Below are 17,893 nucleotides of genomic sequence, written 5' to 3' on the forward strand. Positions count from 1 at the left end.
TGTACCCCCAAAACTCTCCATGATTGATACTGCATTTTGCTCGACCTTTAACGTCTACACAATATATTCCTGGGCCTAAGTTCCCACCAGAACCTGTAATGGACTCTAAATATTTATCTGAAAGAATTTTAAGTTGCTTCATTTCACACCTCTAAATTTCTATATAGATTATTTGAGTATCTACAACTCGCAACAATTGGAATATTATAATTCCCAACCCCATTCTACTATTAGTATGGGGTTTTATCAAGCAATTGTTATCTATCACCCGATTTTTATTCCTAAAGGATCTAGCTAAAAACCTTCCTTGGCTTATAGAGATTGCCCCGTTTTTCTAGAATGGCTAACAATTTATCATCTTCAAAGGCAGCCAGTTCTTTGTCCGTTTGGTCTAGCTCAATAAAACGACCAAAGCGAACTTCTGTAGCTTCTTCTGGACTTAGGAAAACTTTGACAAGATCACCTGTCCCAATCTCTAAAGGATGGAGAAAATCTAATTGCCCAGCCTCTACTTTTTCAGCAATTTCCTCCAAGGTCAGTGCGTCTTCTAATTGTAAGCCAGCAGCACTAGTCCGTGTCAGGTGTGACATATGAGCCGCATAACCAAGCTTTTCACCCAAATCAACTGACAAAGTACGGATGTAAGTCCCTTTACTGCATTTTACACGAAAAGTAAAGCGTGCAAGGTAATCATCATAAGAAATCGGACTTGTTCGATCAAATTGATAAATGGTCACCTGACGTTCTGGACGCTCCACTTCCTGACCAGCACGCGCATACTCATAGAGCTTGCGACCATTAACCTTAACTGCCGAGTACATAGGCGGAATCTGACTAATAGGTCCAGTCAAGCTCGCAATCGCTTCATCAACAATGGTTTCATCTAAAGGTGACAAAACAGGCGTCTCTGCGACAACTTCCCCACTAGCATCCTCGGTCGTCGTTGAATAGCCCAGAGTGATTTCCCCCTCATAGACCTTGCCCTCGTCCTGCATAAACTCGACCATGCGGGTCGCCTTGCCAACCGCAATGGGCAAAACACCCACTACATCTGGATCCAAGGTCCCACCATGACCAATTTTCTTGGTGCCCAAAATCTTACGCAGTTTAAAAACCGCATCATGCGAGGTCATTCCTGCTTCTTTTTTTAAGTTGATAATACCGTTCATTTTTGCTTTCTACTCCCCCTTCAATGCTTCAAATTTCGCTTTCATGGTTGGATTTTTCCGGGTCAATTTTTTAACAGAGACATCTTCCAATTTGTTGTTAGCTAAACGGAGTTGGTTTTCAGATGTAGTCAGGAATTTCTTAACCTCTTCCATGCGTTTGATGGCCTTGTCGATTTCATCAATAGCTTTTCCAAAGTTGGTCGAAGCTGAATTATAGTTCTTAGCAAAAGCTAGCTTAAAGGCATCCAAGTCTTCCTCAAAATGTGTAATGTCGATATTTTGCTCGCGAACAAGCGCTAACTCCTGCTTGTATTTTAAAGAATTAAGAGCCGCATTACGTAAGAGCCCAATCAACTGAATAAAGAATTGAGGACGAACCACATACATCTTTTCATACTCGTGACTGACGTCAACAATCCCTGTGTTAAAGTAGTCGTTATCGGCCTCAAGCATGGTCACTAAAACGGCATATTCACAGTTCTTCTCCCGACGGTCCTTGTCCAATTCCTTGTAAAAATCTGCATTCTTATGCTTTTTCTCTGTTCCGTCAGCTTCATTCTTCATCTCAAACATAATGGAGATAATCTCTACCTCATTTTCATCACACTCACGGAAGATGAAGTCTCCCTTAGACCCACGCGCAGAGACTTTGTTATCCTTCTCAAAGTAGGCATTTGGAAAGGCGAAACTACGGACCTTGTTAAACTCACTCTCTGCATACTGTTCTAGGCTTTCCCCAATGGCTTTTGTAGATTGTTGAGCCTTAAAATTCTTATAAAACTCGACTTGTTCACTAGCTGCTTTAAGCTGGGCTTCATAGTTTTGCTTAACAGAAGCCAAAGACAACTCATTTTCCTTTTCTTGCAAGAGGAGCTGATTTTTGACCTGAACATGTTCTTTTTCTAGGTCAGAAAGGGTCTTTTGCAGTTGATTTTCATGCTCTAAACGCAAAGTGGCCAATTGGTTCTCCAAAGCCTGTACTTCCTTGTCCTTAGCCAAGAGGGCCTGATGGCTTGTCTCTTCAACTTCTTTCTTGGCCAATTCTTTTTCTGTATCAAAGTTTTGGATCTGACTCTGTAATTGCGCAATTTCTTGATCCTTCTGAGCCAGTTTAGTCTGTTGCTCATTCATAGCCTTTTGCTCAGCCAAGGCCAGTTCTTGCCTCATCCTATCGTGTAGTTCCTTATCAAACTCTGCCGTTCTCACTTGGGACAAAAGTTCAGCATACTGGCTTTCATTTACTGTAAAGACTTCCCCACAGTTGGGACATTTGATTTCGTTCATATCGTTCCTCTTTCTAGACTTCTTTATCCATTATATCATGCCTGAAGGAAAATCAAAAACAGCGAGTCGAAACCCACTGTTTATCTTCTTTTACTTTAAATTTTCTCCAAGGCCAAGCGCAAGTCTTCAATCAAATCATCTACATTTTCAAGTCCGATTGACAAACGAATTTGGTTTGGTGTGACACCTGCCGCTTCTAGGTCTTTTTCTGACAATTGACCATGAGTGGTTGTTGCTGGATGGACAACAAGCGATTTAGCATCTGCCACGTTTGCAAGATCAGAAAAGATTTCTAAATGATCAATGACCTTGCGGCCTTCTGCCTCCCCACCTTTGACATGGAAGGTAAAGATGGAGCCGAAACCTTTTGGCAAGTATAGTAGATTGAAACTAGAATAGTACACATATACTTCTAAAACATTGTTAGAAATCGATTTGACTGTCCTGATCGATTCGTCCTATTCTTATTTCATTTTACTATATTTTTATGAAAATCTTAAAAAAATCAGTGAAATTCTGAATTTCACTGATTTGTATTAATAAAATTGTTTATATGGTTGATTGAAAGCTGTTAGGATTTCATCAGATGTTTGTGAATAATCTTTTGTTTCTTTCAAATCACCTTTGACAATAATACGTTCTGTAGCAGCAAGGTCTTCACAGGTTACTAATGTGATTTCATTGACCCCTTCTCTATCATCAACCTCATCAACACGATCCGGTGTCACACGTTTGACTTCACGTATTTCATAAGTATAAACTTTATTTTTATCGGTTAGATAAATCTTCATGCCATTTTTAGCATTATCTAAAGGAGAAAATAACATTTTATTAGCATTATCAACACCAAAGATATGGTGACTAGCTAGACTATAATTTCCTTCCCCCATTACTTGCTCGCGTTTCATTGTACCAGCTCCGTAGAAGAGATTAACATTATCAAGTCCTTTAAAAATCGGCAAATTCATTTCCAATTCAGGAATTGCAATTCCCCCAATAACTGGTAATTTTTGAGCATCCCATTGAGAAGTTAGAACAGCTTCCGAAGAGATAGCTTTGACAGAATCAAAGTCAAAATTGCCTTCTGTATCCTGATTTTCTTCTAATTTTTCTTTTGATACCTGGCTAACTTGATACTTATTGGTATTCCAGACTATGAAAATATTTCGAATTTGCGCATTAAAAATCAAAGCCAGTGACAGTAATATCAGAAATCCTGCTAGGATATTTGTCAGCAGATTTTTTCGCTTGTTTTTCTTTTTATTATTTTTATGAGACATTATTCTTCACCTTCTGTTTCATTTTCTGTCCCAACCTCTTCTTTTTCTGCCACCGCAACCGTTGTGAAAGTCACTATCTGAGCATCTTGATCCAGGCGCATTACTTTAACTCCCATAGTTGCACGTCCTGTTTGTGAAATATTGGCAAGATTGGTTCGAATCATGACACCTGTATCAGTGATAATCATCAAATCCTCATCCCCTTGAACAGTCATAAGACCGGCCAGCAAGCCATTTTTTTCGGTAATTTTAGCTGTCTGCATTCCCTTACCACCACGACCTTTTGTTGGGTATTCAGTAGCGACTGTACGCTTACCATATCCTTTTTCTGTGATAATAAGAACCTCATCTTGATCAGTAATCAAGCTGGCACCAACAACTGTGTCTCCTTCACGAAGGTTAACACCTTTCACACCAGTGGCGATACGACTCATACCACGAACGGCTGATTGATTAAAGCGAACTGCATAACCAAACTTGGTACCAATGATAATATCCATATCTCCTTCCGCCAACAAGACATTGATTAACTCATCTTCATCCTTTAAATTCAGCGCTTTGAGACCATTTTGACGAATATTGGCAAATTCCTTAACACTGGTTCTCTTCACAATACCGTGACGGGTTGTAAAGAAGAGATAAGCATCATCACTGCGATCAGACTCAACATTGATAACCGTCTGAATATTTTCGTCTTCATCCAATTTCAAGAGATTGACTACTGGTAGCCCTTTGGCAGTCCGACCATACTCAGGAATTTCATAACCTTTCAAACGATAAACTCGTCCTTTATTTGTGAAGAAGAGCAGATGATCATGGGTGCTAGTTGACACTAACTCACGAACAAAGTCATCATCTTTCACTCCTGTTCCTTGGACACCACGACCTCCACGTTTTTGAGCAGTAAATTCAGCTTGGTCCAGACGTTTAATGTATCCTTTGTTAGAAAGGGTAATTAAGACATCCGATTCTTCAATCAAGTCCTCATCCTCGAGACTCAAGACCTGTCCAACCATCAACTCTGTACGGCGTTTATCGGAAAATTTACGTTTAACTTCATCCAATTCGTCTTTGATGATTTGAGAAACACGTTCAGGCTTAGCAAGAATATCCGCTAAGTCCGCAATCAGAGCCAAGAGGTCATCATACTCAGATTGAATCTTATCGCGTTCCAAACCTGTCAAACGACGAAGACGCATGTCTAGGATGGCCTGACTTTGACGTTCAGAAAGCTTAAACTTACTCATCAACTCAGCTTGTGCTTCCGCATCCGTTTCACTAGCACGAATGATACGAATCACTTCGTCGATATGGTCTAGCGCAATCAAGAGACCTTCTAAGATATGAGCGCGCGCTTCCGCTTTTTCCTTATCAAAACGTGTACGACGAACAACTACTTCTTTTTGGTGCTCGATATAAGCATCCAAAATCTGACGAAGAGACAAAATTTTCGGTATACCATTTTGGATAGCCAGCATATTGAAACCAAAGTTGGTTTGCATCTGGGTCATCTTGAAAAGATTATTGAGGATAACATTGGCTGACGCATCACGCTTGACTTCAATAACAAATCGAACACCCTCACGGTTTGACTCATCACGTACTGCTGTAATCCCCTCAATGCGTTTTTCCTGAACCAAGCGAACAATATGCTCATGCACCTTGGTTTTGTTGACCATATAAGGAAATTCTGTTACAACAATGCGCTCACGGCCAGTCTTAGTTTCTTCGATTTCGGTACGAGAACGTAGGACAATCGAACCTTTACCTGTTTCATAAGCCTTGTGGATACCTGATTTCCCCATGACAAGGGCACCTGTTGGAAAATCTGGACCAGGCAAGACTTCCATCAATTCCTTGGTAGTCACTTCAGGATTATCCATGACCAACTTCACTGCATCAATGGTTTCACCTAGATTATGAGGTGGAATATTGGTTGCCATCCCAACCGCGATACCAGTTGCTCCATTAACCAAAAGGTTTGGAAAACGCGCTGGCAAGACCAAGGGTTCCCGTTCGTTGGCATCATAGTTATCAACGAAATCAACTGTATTTTTGTTGATATCACGAAGCATTTCCAGAGCAATCTTGCTCATACGTGCCTCGGTATAACGTTGAGCGGCAGCACTATCTCCATCCATGGAACCAAAATTCCCATGACCATCTACAAGCATGTAACGGTAACTCCACCATTGAGCCATACGGACCATGGCTTCATAGATAGAGGAATCCCCGTGTGGGTGGTATTTACCCATGACATCCCCTGTAATACGAGCAGATTTTTTATGGGGTTTGTCTGGAGTAACACCCAATTCATTCATTCCGTAGAGAATGCGACGGTGAACAGGTTTTAAGCCATCTCGAACATCAGGAAGAGCTCGCGCTACGATAACACTCATGGCGTAGTCGATAAAGCTAGCCTTCATCTCCTTTGTCAGATTGACATTCACTAAATTTTTATCCTGCATTAATAAATGCCTCATTTCACAATTAGTAAGTAACAACATTATACCATAAATTCCCATCTATTTCAGCCTCTAAACCACTAAAACGTTTACATAGAGAACTATACGGCATATTCGTGACAAAGTTTTTTAAAAGTGATAGAATGAAGTTGTCTAGGGAAAATCCCCTAATAAAATTAAGGAGATGTTTAGAACAATGACTTCAACTAAACAACACAAAAAAGTTATCCTTGTCGGTGATGGTGCTGTAGGTTCATCTTACGCTTTTGCACTTGTTAACCAAGGAATTGCACAAGAGCTTGGAATTATCGAAATTCCACAATTGCATGAAAAAGCTGTTGGTGATGCGCTTGACCTTAGTCACGCCCTTGCCTTCACTTCACCTAAAAAAATCTATGCAGCTCAATACTCTGACTGTGCAGACGCTGACCTTGTTGTGATCACTGCAGGTGCGCCTCAAAAACCAGGTGAAACTCGTCTTGACCTTGTAGGTAAAAACCTTGCTATCAACAAATCAATCGTAACTCAAGTTGTTGAATCAGGTTTCAAAGGTATCTTCCTTGTTGCTGCTAACCCAGTTGACGTTTTGACTTACTCAACTTGGAAATTCTCTGGTTTCCCTAAAGAACGCGTTATCGGTTCAGGTACTTCACTTGACTCAGCTCGTTTCCGTCAAGCCCTTGCTGAAAAAATCGGTGTTGACGCTCGTTCAGTTCACGCCTATATCATGGGTGAACACGGTGACTCTGAGTTTGCCGTTTGGTCACATGCTAACGTTGCCGGTGTAAAATTGGAACAATGGTTGCAAGCTAACCGTGACTTGAATGAAGCTGACCTTGTAGAACTCTTCATTTCTGTTCGCGACGCTGCATACTCAATCATTAACAAGAAAGGTGCTACATACTACGGTATCGCTGTAGCCCTCGCTCGTATCACTAAAGCAATCCTTGACGATGAAAACGCAGTACTTCCACTTTCCGTATTCCAAGAAGGTCAATACGGAATTGAGAACGTCTTTATCGGTCAACCAGCTATCGTTGGAGCACACGGTATCGTTCGTCCAGTAAACATTCCATTGAACGATGCAGAAACTCAAAAAATGCAAGCATCTGCTAAAGAATTGCAAGCTATTATTGACGAAGCATGGAAAAATCCAGAATTCTAAGAAGCTTCTAAAAATTAATTTAACTATAGACAACTCCTTGAATCATCAGGGAGTTGTTTTTTTTAGCTGTATGATATAGTCTATTGAAGTTAGAGTAGTACACAACTGCTTCTAAGATCTGGTTAAAAATTGCTTTCTTCAGATTTTATAGTGCATTGAATCTATAACGGTACGCATCTACTACTAAAACATTTCTATAAATCAATTTTCCTTTCCTACTCGATTTGTTCATATCTTATTTCAATCCATTATACATCTTCCCACAATAAAACGCATAATACCAAGGATTGTCAATACCTTATCTTATGCGTTTTTTCTGATTTCAAAGAATTTTGACTCAGCCTTCTTTTTAATTATTTTCAAAATAGGAATCAACCAACTTTTGAATGCGCCCTTCTTTAGCCGCTGGAATGGTATCTGCTAAAACAAAATTCTTCCTACTGATATCTTTAGAAAGATTGCCAAATATAAAATTAGTGGAAATGTTATAGATAATCTCAGACGGAGCAAATCCATAAACTTGGTTTTCTAAGATATGTTTTAAGCGTTCTTCAGAATTTGGAAATGCATCTTTCAAACCTTCGCTATTATATAGTCGCTTAACAAGTTCAGCAATATAGAGACCAGACTTCATGTACAAATCAATAAATGTCTTAAATGGATCATCAAATATTCCTGGATTTTCTTTTTCAAGATCATCTACCATCCTCTTCACTACCCGTTTAGGAGTGAAAATCTGATTGGTTTTCTGTGGTGGAATATAGTCAAAAATATCTTCTTTTTGGTCTTTAAAATAATCCGCCAACTCCTTTTTCTTGCGAAGAAATTCTTGAATAGCTTCGTCAAATGTTGCTTTATCAAAGAGATGTCCTGCAAAATCTTGTCCTCCATCTCTCAAATAACGAAATTGATCAATCGTAATACCAGTCACCTCAAAGAAGACTTGCTCAGGAACAAAGGTATCAAAATTATCAAGTGTTAGAGATTGATTGCCATAAGACATAATAAAACTTGGGATGGTTCGTGCAAATCCACGAAGATGGTCACGAATCTCATCTTGAGCTGATTGTTTCAACTGCTCAACACGTTTTCTCTCAACCTGTTCGATAAATCTCTCAGGCATTTTCTCTACTTCTTTTTTGAGTGTTTGCTCTAGTTTTTCTTTGTGAATGAGATTATTTTCTTCTAAACGTTTATCAAAATCTTCTTGAATCTTATCCTTTTGCTCCTTATCAACTGCTTCTTTAATTTGTTGCTGCAATTCTTCTCTGATATGAGCTTCAGAAATTTTTCTTTCGATATCATTTTTTCGAATTTCATTCTCAAATGTTGCTGTAATTTGTTTCTTGATTTGGTCTGTTTCCCGAGTTTTAAAGTTGTATTCAGCTTTTAAATCTTCTACAATCACTGGAGAAACTGTTTGACTCAACTCAGAAGCCAACTTCCTATGAGATTTTTCCTCATTCTGGGCCATCACTTCTGTAACTGACTCACCCAGCGCATAAACTTTTTCACCAAAAAGTCGCATTTGCTGATTAACTACAATTTCATGGTCTACTACTGCATTTCCCTCATCATCGACTGTAACATCTGAAAAGTCTAATAAATCAGAACTATCTTGTACCTTCCCTTCCTTTTCAACTGGCAGCTCATTTAAAATATCTAGAACTGTTTGACTAGCTTGGAAAATACCGCTGATATTATCAAATAATAGATTGGACATAAAGCCACGTTTAAGAACTTCTCTAGCTTTTATCTGGCGAGGAATGGTTAGAACCGCCTTGGCATCAATTTCAACCATTTTACCAGCACGGTCTTCAGCTATGACAGGGAAGAAATTGAGTAATTCTCTGATGTTTTCTTCACGAGTTGTCGAAGTCCCGCCGCCTCCTGCAGTCGCAAGCGATAAGTTGTTGGCAAACTCATCAAAGAGAATCAAGGTTCTTTCCGGCGCAAAGTCAAATACATAGGCTCTTTCTTTGCGAAAGTGATTTCCTTTGTTATCGATCCATGAGTAAGGATTTTGAGCACGGAAGGCGGCCTGCATATAAAGTGCAGGTGATTTCAAATTCGATAACATCAATACACCTGTCCACTCAGGGATAGTGACACCTGTCGTCAATTGACCGACGGATAGGGTAATGGTTTTGTCATTACCTGCTATCGCTTTTCTAACCAAGTCCAAGGATTTGAGTTTGACTTTATCGTCTTCTTCGGACATACGTCCGTCACCAGCAGCTAGAACGATCTCATAGTTTTCATAGATTGGGTGTTCTTCTAGTAGGGCTTTTAATGCTTTGGCCGAAGCGACACGTTCTAAAAGCCAAAAAGTATGCTTGAGTTCATTACGGAGTTCTTTGGTTGAAAATGGATATTTTTCATTGCTTGATAGAGTATCTAACCAATTTCTGACATCTTGCTCATGGATAAATTTACCTTTATCATCTGTAGCGAAAAATTCACTCAAGTCAAAAGCATAGTCAATATTTTCACCATCAAGTTGAGCGCCTTTCTCTAGCTCTTCACCAATCATCTGAGACATTTGATAGGTAAAGAGATTTAACTGAGGTAAGGTTTCATATGGATTTTCCTCTTCTTGCTCAGGCGACCAAATAGTTTTGGCTGCCTGCTCATCAGCATAAGACCAGTTATAGATTTGCTCCTCGGTAAACTCTCCCTTTGCCAATGCTTTAAATGGAGTTCCAGAAAGGTGTAAGGTAAAGTTTCGACGGATCTTATTAAAGGCTTGGTCAGTCTTGAAGGTATCAACTCCTTCATGAGCCTCGTCAATAACCAACAAATCCCAATGCAGATCAGTCACCCATTTGAGTTTATCGTGCTCTCCACCTAAATAAACAGAACCTTTCAAGTCTTGGAGACTGATAAAAGCAAGTTGTCTTACATCGTCATCTAAAATACCAACAAATTCTTTACGTGACAAAGTTGGACGACTCTTAAGGCTATCTGATTCAGAAACAAACTTGTAAGTCGTCTGACCTGCTATGAATGTTTCAAAATCATCATACCATGAGTTAGCAATGGCAGGGCGGTTTGTTACAATTAGGACATTGACAGCTTCCATCCGTCGAGCTAGGTCATAGGTAGACAAGGTTTTACCAAAGCGTGGCTTGGCATTCCAGAGAAACTTGCCTCCAGCATGTTCTTGGAAATAAGCTAATGTCTTAGCAACTGCTTCTTCTTGCTCTTGTCGCAGAGTATAGTCCTGTCCTTTTCCAGGTTGATAACCAGACAAATCATGCTGAACAAACTTATCAAAAAGATTTTTTGATTTTTCAGGAGTTCCATTAAAATAGAACCATTCCGTCTTAGGACGACGTTCTACATCATGGAAAGACAAGAAATGGTGGAAATCATGATCCTTGAAAGTTTTCCCCTTATCAGGCTCTTCTGTATAAGCTGCATCACCAGTCCATAAGACATCTGTAGCTATATGAGCTGTATGAGTTTGCTCCTTGATACGTTGTGTGACATCACGTTCTGTATACCCAATCTTAATCCAGCCTTCATTACTGGTTACTGTCGGTGTGGTGTAGGCATAGATTTTAGGATGAATCTCTTTAGTGGTTTTAATTTCTACTGGCATAAGTTTTCCTTTTTTGAACGTTTGCTAACCAAGTCAATTTATCTAACAAATGACTTTCTCATCTCATAAGTACAAAAAGGGTCAGGGCATCGTATGCTTCCTGACCTAATCCTATATAGTCATTTTAGATCATTGAGCACTATTTGTCAAATAAAAATACTTTTCTAATCCATCTCCCTTACATGATTCTCAATAAAGGCAATTTCTTCAGGGGAAAGGTCATATTTTTGATCAAGCTGGCGGTCAATATCAGCCACTGATTGTGTCCAATCAATGTCCGAATTGACCGTGAAGTCTTGGAGTGGGACGTAATACCAAGTTTTGCGTGAATTATGCTGAGTAACTTTCAAAACACCTAATAATACTCTAGCGAATTTAGTTTTAATAAATTTAATACAAGCATCGGCTTCAAATTTTGTTTTAAAATTACCAATAGATAAAAAAGTATCTGTATGCCCGATTAGGGGTTCCCCGATTAGGGGTGTTGATAAGACTTCACCTAAGGCACCACTTCCATTAGCTTCTGGTACAAAAACATTATAATTTTCGAATGTTTCCGGTAAATCTAAATATTTTTTATTAATATATCGATAAACACGTTCGGAGCCAATTCTTCCAAGTAGAGCAACATGGTCTTTTTCTTCTTTGTTTTTGAAAACAAAATCTAACTGAGTTAGTGATTTCGAAACAATTTTATTTTTTGTTCCTTTTCCTTGCAGTTTTTCAGCATTTGGATAATCAGAAAAAAGTTTATTTGAAAATCTATAAATACCTTGAGGATAAACTAAATCAGAAAAAGTTTCAAATTCTGGATGTTTTTCGATTTTTTTTACAATACCATTCAAAGTTTCAAAAATAGTAAATACTCCGATTGGTCCCAAATCTTTATCAACATCACGATAAGTTATTGCTACTCCACCCTTAATATCCGTTCCTGTAAATACTTTACCGCTTTTAAGTTCATAGAATTGAACTTTTAAATGCTTGTCTTCAAGCATCTTTTCCATCCAATTTTTAGGAGTTTGACCAGCTTTAAATAAAAACCTTGCTGGGGTGATTAGTATAGATTTATCTGCGATTTTATAAGCTTCATCAATAAAATAGTGATATATCGGCTCATCTCTAGCTTCTCCTATTTCCTGATACGGCGGATTTCCTATCACGACATCAAATTTCATTTCACTTTCCTCGCTAGATAGGCGCTCAAAACCTATCATTCTATTCTTTTTCCAGTCTTTGATATGGGTTTTAGATCCTTCTACTTCTTGGACTTCTAGCTCATCCGCAAACAAACTCAATTGTTGAGATTGCTTTTGTTTAGCTGAATAAGGACTACTTTTTTTCAATCCATCCATCTGAAAGACATTGTAAGAAATAATAGTCGCAATTTCTTTCTTTTGCTCTAATGTTGGTTGATTTCCAGTCTTAGCTAGATAATAGTCCTCAAAAGTTGCCAAAAGATTCTCACGCGCCAAAAGGAGAGAATCTCCTTGATACTCATAGCCATAAGAAGCTCGATAAGCTTTTTTTACAAATTCATAAAAGGTGACTTCATCTGAGACCTCACGACTAATGCGCTGCAATTTTCTATCAACAAAACCAACTCGTTCAGATAATGGAATTTCCTTACCAGTCACTGTATCATAGCGAGTTACCATATAAGGTGCTTCACCACAGGTAATTTCTAGCCATCGCACTTGGATATAATCTTCAAGATCCAGAGCTTCAAGGTCGGCTTCCACATATCCATTTTGCTTTGCGACCAACCAAGTTGGTGTAAACACTTCTGCCCTTATTTTTGTACGATCTTTTTGCTCATACTTGGATTTTTCAGATCTGGGCTGAATCAAGTTAGCATAGTTTCCAGTAACCTTACTTGGACTAATACTATCACTAGGACTAAAGCCTTTTCCTAACAAGTTATAAGAATGCGTCGCCCAAACTATATTTTTCTTTGTTGTTCTATCTTTTAAAAGTATTTTTAATAAATCAGCAGACTCCTTAGCCAACTGCTCTTCACTAATATCTATTGCCATAAAGCAACCTCTCTTGTATTGTAAGCCCTATTATATCATATTTAAAAGAATGAAAATTTACTTGAAAAAAGTAATTCAATAAATATCTCTCCTATGACCAACTTCTAGAGTAGCAATGACTAATTCATCATCTACAATTTGTACGATAACTCGATAATTACCAATTCTATAGCGCCATTGACCAACACGATTACCAACCAAAGCCTTTCCGTGTCGTCTTGGGTCTTCCAAAACATTGGTTTGTAAATAGTTTGTAATTAGCTTCTGCGTATAACGATCCAATTTTTTCAATTGCTTGATGAATCGTCTTGTCGGAACTAATTTATACAAATTATTCATCCTCCAAGCCTAAATCATGCATCATTTCTTCCCAAGTAATGGGTTCAACTCCTTTTTCCAAGTCTTCTAAATACTCTTGATAGGCTAAATCTGCCACACGAGCATCGTATTCGTCTTCTAGAGCTTCGAGAGTTTTGGTGCGGATCAGTTCCGACAGGGAAACTCCTTCAAACTTAGCCATTGCTTTCATAAATGTTTTATCAGCTTCAGAAACTTTTAATGTAATAGTAGTCATCTTTTGCACTCCCTTTTTTAATGGTAACACCATTGTATTACTTTTTAGGTGTTCAGTCAATATAAAAAGAACACCTTCTCAGCGTTCTTTCTATATATCTGTCAAGGGTGTTGCGGTATCTGGTGAGGTATCATAAACCTTAAAGTCTACTCCGACTCCCAGATCAGCTTGTGCTAGCTGATTGATCATGGTCATATGAGCCAGTTCCTTGATATTGTTCTCCTTAGATAAATGCCCAAGGTAGATTTTCTTAGTGCGGTTTCCCAAGGTACGAATCATAGCTTCAGCACCGTCTTCGTTAGAAAGGTGACCGAGGTCAGATAGGATTCGTTGTTTGAGTCGCCAAGCGTAAGAACCTGCTCGCAAAATCTCTACATCATGGTTGGACTCGATAAGATAGCCATCCGCATTTTCGATAATCCCTGCCATACGGTCACTGACATAACCTGTATCTGTCAAAAGGACAAAACTTTTATCATCTTTCATAAAGCGATAGAACTGCGGTGCGACTGCATCATGGCTTACACCAAAACTCTCGATGTCAATATCTCCAAAGGTTTTGGTTTTGCCCATCTCAAAGATATGCTTTTGCGAAGAATCCACCTTGCCAAGATATTTACTATTTTCCATAGCTTGCCAGGTCTTTTCATTGGCATAAAGATCCATACCATACTTGCGAGCCAAAACGCCTACTCCATGGATATGATCTGAATGCTCATGGGTAATCAAGATGGCATCCAAGTCTTCTGGCTTGCGATTAATTTCAGCAAGTAGGCTGGTGATTTTCTTACCAGATAAGCCTGCATCCACTAAAAGCTTCTTTTTTGGGGTTTCCAGATAAAAGGAATTTCCACTGGAACCCGACGCTAAAATACTGTATTTAAAGCCTGTTTCACTCATTCTAGTCTTCTACTTCATCCTCCCATACTTCTTCTTTCACTGCATCCTTATCATAAGGGAGCACAATGGTAAAGGTTGAACCCTTGCCGTATTCACTCTTGGCCCAAATAAAGCCCTTATGTTGTTTGATAATTTCTTTAGCGATAGACAGTCCTAGACCTGTACCACCTTGTGCACGACTTCTAGCACGATCCACACGATAGAAACGGTCAAAGATACGTGGTAAATCCTGCTTAGGAATCCCTAAACCCTGGTCAGAAATGGATAAAATCATCTGGTCTTCAGTTGTCTTCATTCTGACAGTGATTTTACCCCCATCTGGCGAATACTTAATAGCATTATTTAAAATATTGTCGACAACCTGTGTCATCTTATCTGTATCAATTTCCATCCAGATAGAATTGATGGGATAATCTCTCACCAACTCATATTTTTTTTCCTTTTCCTGTCCTTTCATCTTGTCAAAACGATTGAGGATAAAGGTAATAAAAGCAGTGAAGTTAATCAGTTCCACATCTAGATGACTGGTAGCATTATCAATACGTGAAAGATGAAGGAGGTCCGTCACCATGCGCATCATACGGTTGGTTTCATCAAGAGAAACCTTGATAAAGTCTGGTGCTACAGTTTCACACAAAGCTCCCTCATCCAAGGCTTCAAGATAGGATTTCACGCTGGTTAAAGGAGTCCGTAACTCATGGCTAACATTGGAAACAAAGAGTCTCCGTTCGCGTTCTTCCTTCTCCTGCTCCGTCGTATCATGCAAAACAGCCACCAAACCTGAAATAAAGCCAGACTCTCGACGTATCAAGGCAAAGCGAACTCGAAGGTTCAAATATTCACCATTGATATCTTGGGAATCTAGCAACAATTCTGGACTTTGGGTAATCAAATCACGCAATTCATAGTCTTCTTCTATCTTGAGTACTTCCAAAATGCTTCTATTCAGAACATCTTCCTGAACCAGCCCCAGTTGCTTCTTGGCTGTATCGTTAATCATGATAATCTGCCCCCGACGATTGGTCGCAAGGACCCCATCTGTCATATAAAACAGAATACTATTTAGCCGCTTACTTTCTTGTTCTAGATTTTCCTGAGTGAGACGAATAACCTCCGACAAGTCATTCAAATTATTGGTAATATTGGTGATTTCAGACCCACCTTGCATATCAAGAACCTTGGAATAATCTCCTGCAATCAAATCTTTAACCTTTTGATTGACTTGCTTCAATCGAATATTATCACGTCTATTCTCCAGTAATAAGAGGGTCACAACAAGGATGAAACCTAACAAAATCAGAATAAAGATAAAATCTCTGGTAAAAATGGTTTGTTTCAGTAAATCAAGCATTATTTCTCATGTAATACCCTACACCACGGCGCGTCAAGATATACTCTGGTCGGCTGGGCGTATCTTCAATCTTCTCACGCAGACGTCGGACAGTCACATCAACCGTACGGACATCACCAAAATAGTCATAACCCCAGACAGTCTCAAGCAAGTGTTCGCGCGTAATGACTTGACCTGCATGCGATGCCAAATGATACAAAAGCTCAAACTCACGGTGGGTTAAGTCTAGTTCTTCTCCATATTTTTTAGCCACGTAGGCGTCTGGAACAATTTCTAAATCCCCAATTTGGATAGGTTGAGGTTTACTTTCTGCTTCCTGCCCATCTACTGGCATAGGTTGAGAACGACGCAGAAGAGCTTTAACACGCGCCTGCAACTCACGATTGGAGAAGGGTTTGGTTACATAGTCATCCGCCCCAAGCTCCAAACCGATAACCTTATCAAATTCGCTGTCTTTAGCCGACAGCATGATAATAGGTACACTACTTGTCTTACGAATGGTCTTAGCAACTTCTAAACCATCAATTTCCGGAAGCATCAAATCCAAAATAATAATATCTGGCTGCTCTGCTTCAAATTGCTCTAGCGCTTCACGACCGTTAAAAGCAGTTACAACTTCGTAACCTTCCTTGGTCATATTAAACTTGATAATATCCGAGATTGGTTTCTCATCATCTACAATTAGTATTTTTTTCATATGTTCACCTTTTTCTCTACTATTATAGCAAAAAAATAACAAGAAGACACGATAGCTAGTCTTTGTTACTGTCTAAGTTGGCTTTTGCATAAGCCTGCCAGATTTTTTGTTGGGGTTTGGCAAGTGGGTGATTCTTGAACTCTTCTGGTGAAAGCCAGCGAACTTCCCTATCTGAAAAATCATGGAAGTCAGTCACCTGACCGGCTACAATTTGAACATGCCACTTGCGATGGCTAAAGACATGCTTGACAGTCTCAAAATAAACATCAAGCCAAGCAACATCTAGGTCATAGTCCTGCTGGAAACTCTCCTCTGGACTGGGGCCAAAATTCACACTTTCTTCTGCAACCTGATGAAAGAGGTCAAACTGCTCTTCTTGCGAAAAGTTATCAACTTCTATCAATGGGAAATGCCAAAAACCTGCCAATAGCTTTTCACTTTCATTTTTTTCAAGTAAAAATTGTCCCTGAGTATTTTTGACCACCAAGGCTTTTAGATAAATGGGAACTGGCTTTTTCTTGGGAGCCTTGATTGGATAACGGTCCATGGTTCCATTCTGATATGCCGCACTAAAGTCCTTGACTGGGCTTTCTTCAGGTCTGGGATTTACAGGAGACTCAATATCAGACCCCAAGTCCATCAAAGCTTGATTAAAATCACCCGGACGATCCGGATCAATCAAGATTTCCATCATTGCCTGAAAAATTTTGCGATTACTTGGAATCCCAATATCATGGTTGACTTCAAACAGACGCGCCAAGACCCGCATGACATTACCATCTACAGCTGGCTCAGGCAAGTTAAAAGCGATACTGGAAATAGCTCCTGCTGTGTAAGGGCCAATCCCTTTCAAACTGGAAATTCCTTCATAGGTATTTGGAAATTGGCCACCAAAATCAGTCATAATCTGCTGGGCTGCAGCCTGCATATTGCGTACTCGAGAATAATATCCCAGTCCCTCCCAAGCCTTCAACAAACGCTCTTCAGGCGCATTCGCCAAACTTTCGACAGTTGGAAACCAGTCCAGGAATCTTTCGTAGTAAGGGATAACTGTATCCACCCTGGTCTGCTGGAGCATAATTTCAGAAACCCAGATATGATAAGGATTTTTACTTCTACGCCAGGGTAAATCTCTTTTGTTTTCATCATACCAACTGAGAAGTTTCTCACGGAAAGAAATAATCTTCTCCTCCGGCCACATGACAATACCGTATTCTTTCAAATCTAACATATCTCTAGTATAACACAGAAGGTTTTAACTGTCCTTTTCCTAGTATTAATACTCTTCGAAAATCTCTTCAAACCACGTCAACGTCGCCTTGCCGTAGGTATGGTTCCTGACTTCGTCAGTCTTATCTGCAACCTCAA

The 17,893-nt window shown here is 39.4% G+C and carries 13 protein-coding genes and 1 pseudogene; 1 reads left to right on the top strand and 13 read right to left on the bottom strand.

All coding sequences use genetic code 11. The annotated features are described in order from the left end of the window. Positions 1-290 precede the first annotated feature (290 nt). From truB to gyrA, 5 genes and pseudogenes are all read right to left on the bottom strand, one after another. Positions 291-1,169, bottom strand: coding sequence for a tRNA pseudouridine(55) synthase TruB (truB, locus tag HT691_RS03635; protein WP_100127782.1), 879 nt, complete (start codon positions 1,167-1,169; stop codon positions 291-293). 9 nt (positions 1,170-1,178) lie between these two features. Continuing rightward, positions 1,179-2,453, bottom strand: a complete 1,275-nt coding sequence (locus HT691_RS03640; RefSeq protein ID WP_138704433.1) for a DUF2130 domain-containing protein — start codon at positions 2,451-2,453, stop codon at positions 1,179-1,181. Between the two features lie 95 nt (positions 2,454-2,548). Next, positions 2,549-2,830: pseudogene (locus tag HT691_RS03645) on the bottom strand (PLP-dependent transferase); the annotation flags it as partial. 159 nt (positions 2,831-2,989) lie between these two features. Then, positions 2,990-3,733, bottom strand: a complete 744-nt coding sequence (gene srtA, locus HT691_RS03650) for a sortase SrtA (protein ID WP_000018518.1) — start codon at positions 3,731-3,733, stop codon at positions 2,990-2,992. After that, positions 3,733-6,201, bottom strand: a complete 2,469-nt coding sequence (gene gyrA, locus HT691_RS03655; protein WP_001153001.1) for a DNA gyrase subunit A — start codon at positions 6,199-6,201, stop codon at positions 3,733-3,735. The genes srtA and gyrA overlap by 1 nt, the downstream gene beginning before the upstream one ends. 193 nt (positions 6,202-6,394) lie before the next feature. Between gyrA and HT691_RS03660 the strand changes: the two genes are divergently transcribed. Next, a complete protein-coding gene (locus HT691_RS03660; RefSeq protein WP_000204723.1) occupies positions 6,395-7,363 on the top strand; it encodes an L-lactate dehydrogenase in 969 nt (322 codons plus the stop codon). Positions 7,364-7,712: 349 nt separating this feature from the next. Here HT691_RS03660 and HT691_RS03665 read toward each other — a convergent pair whose 3' ends face one another. The 8 genes from HT691_RS03665 to mutY form a co-directional block, all read right to left on the bottom strand. Next, positions 7,713-10,967, bottom strand: a complete 3,255-nt coding sequence (locus HT691_RS03665; protein WP_172925255.1) for a DEAD/DEAH box helicase family protein — start codon at positions 10,965-10,967, stop codon at positions 7,713-7,715. A 164-nt stretch (positions 10,968-11,131) separates the two neighbouring features. Beyond that, complete coding sequence (locus HT691_RS03670) at positions 11,132-13,003, bottom strand: Eco57I restriction-modification methylase domain-containing protein (RefSeq protein ID WP_054392849.1); 1,872 nt, start codon at positions 13,001-13,003, stop codon at positions 11,132-11,134. A 75-nt stretch (positions 13,004-13,078) separates the two neighbouring features. Next, entirely contained in the window at positions 13,079-13,333 is a 255-nt protein-coding gene (locus HT691_RS03675; RefSeq protein WP_007284771.1) for a type II toxin-antitoxin system RelE/ParE family toxin, read from the bottom strand. Between the two features lies 1 nt (position 13,334). Then, complete coding sequence (locus tag HT691_RS03680; protein WP_000208079.1) at positions 13,335-13,577, bottom strand: DUF6290 family protein; 243 nt, start codon at positions 13,575-13,577, stop codon at positions 13,335-13,337. A gap of 90 nt (positions 13,578-13,667) precedes the next feature. Further along, entirely contained in the window at positions 13,668-14,477 is an 810-nt protein-coding gene (locus HT691_RS03685; protein WP_054392848.1) for an MBL fold metallo-hydrolase, read from the bottom strand. A gap of 1 nt (position 14,478) precedes the next feature. Further along, the gene (gene vicK / locus HT691_RS03690) at positions 14,479-15,828 is read right to left on the bottom strand and encodes a cell wall metabolism sensor histidine kinase VicK (protein ID WP_000886221.1); all 1,350 of its coding nucleotides are present in this window, start codon (positions 15,826-15,828) and stop codon (positions 14,479-14,481) included. Continuing rightward, a complete protein-coding gene (gene yycF / locus HT691_RS03695) occupies positions 15,821-16,525 on the bottom strand; it encodes a response regulator YycF (protein ID WP_000722069.1) in 705 nt (234 codons plus the stop codon). The genes vicK and yycF overlap by 8 nt, the downstream gene beginning before the upstream one ends. A 55-nt stretch (positions 16,526-16,580) precedes the next feature. Then, complete coding sequence (gene mutY / locus HT691_RS03700; protein ID WP_054392847.1) at positions 16,581-17,756, bottom strand: A/G-specific adenine glycosylase; 1,176 nt, start codon at positions 17,754-17,756, stop codon at positions 16,581-16,583. Between the last annotated feature and the right edge of the window lie 137 nt (positions 17,757-17,893).

Origin of the sequence: Streptococcus sp. 477 (assembly GCF_013277295.1) — a bacterium.
GTDB classification, from domain to species: Bacteria; Bacillota; Bacilli; order Lactobacillales; family Streptococcaceae; genus Streptococcus; species Streptococcus pseudopneumoniae.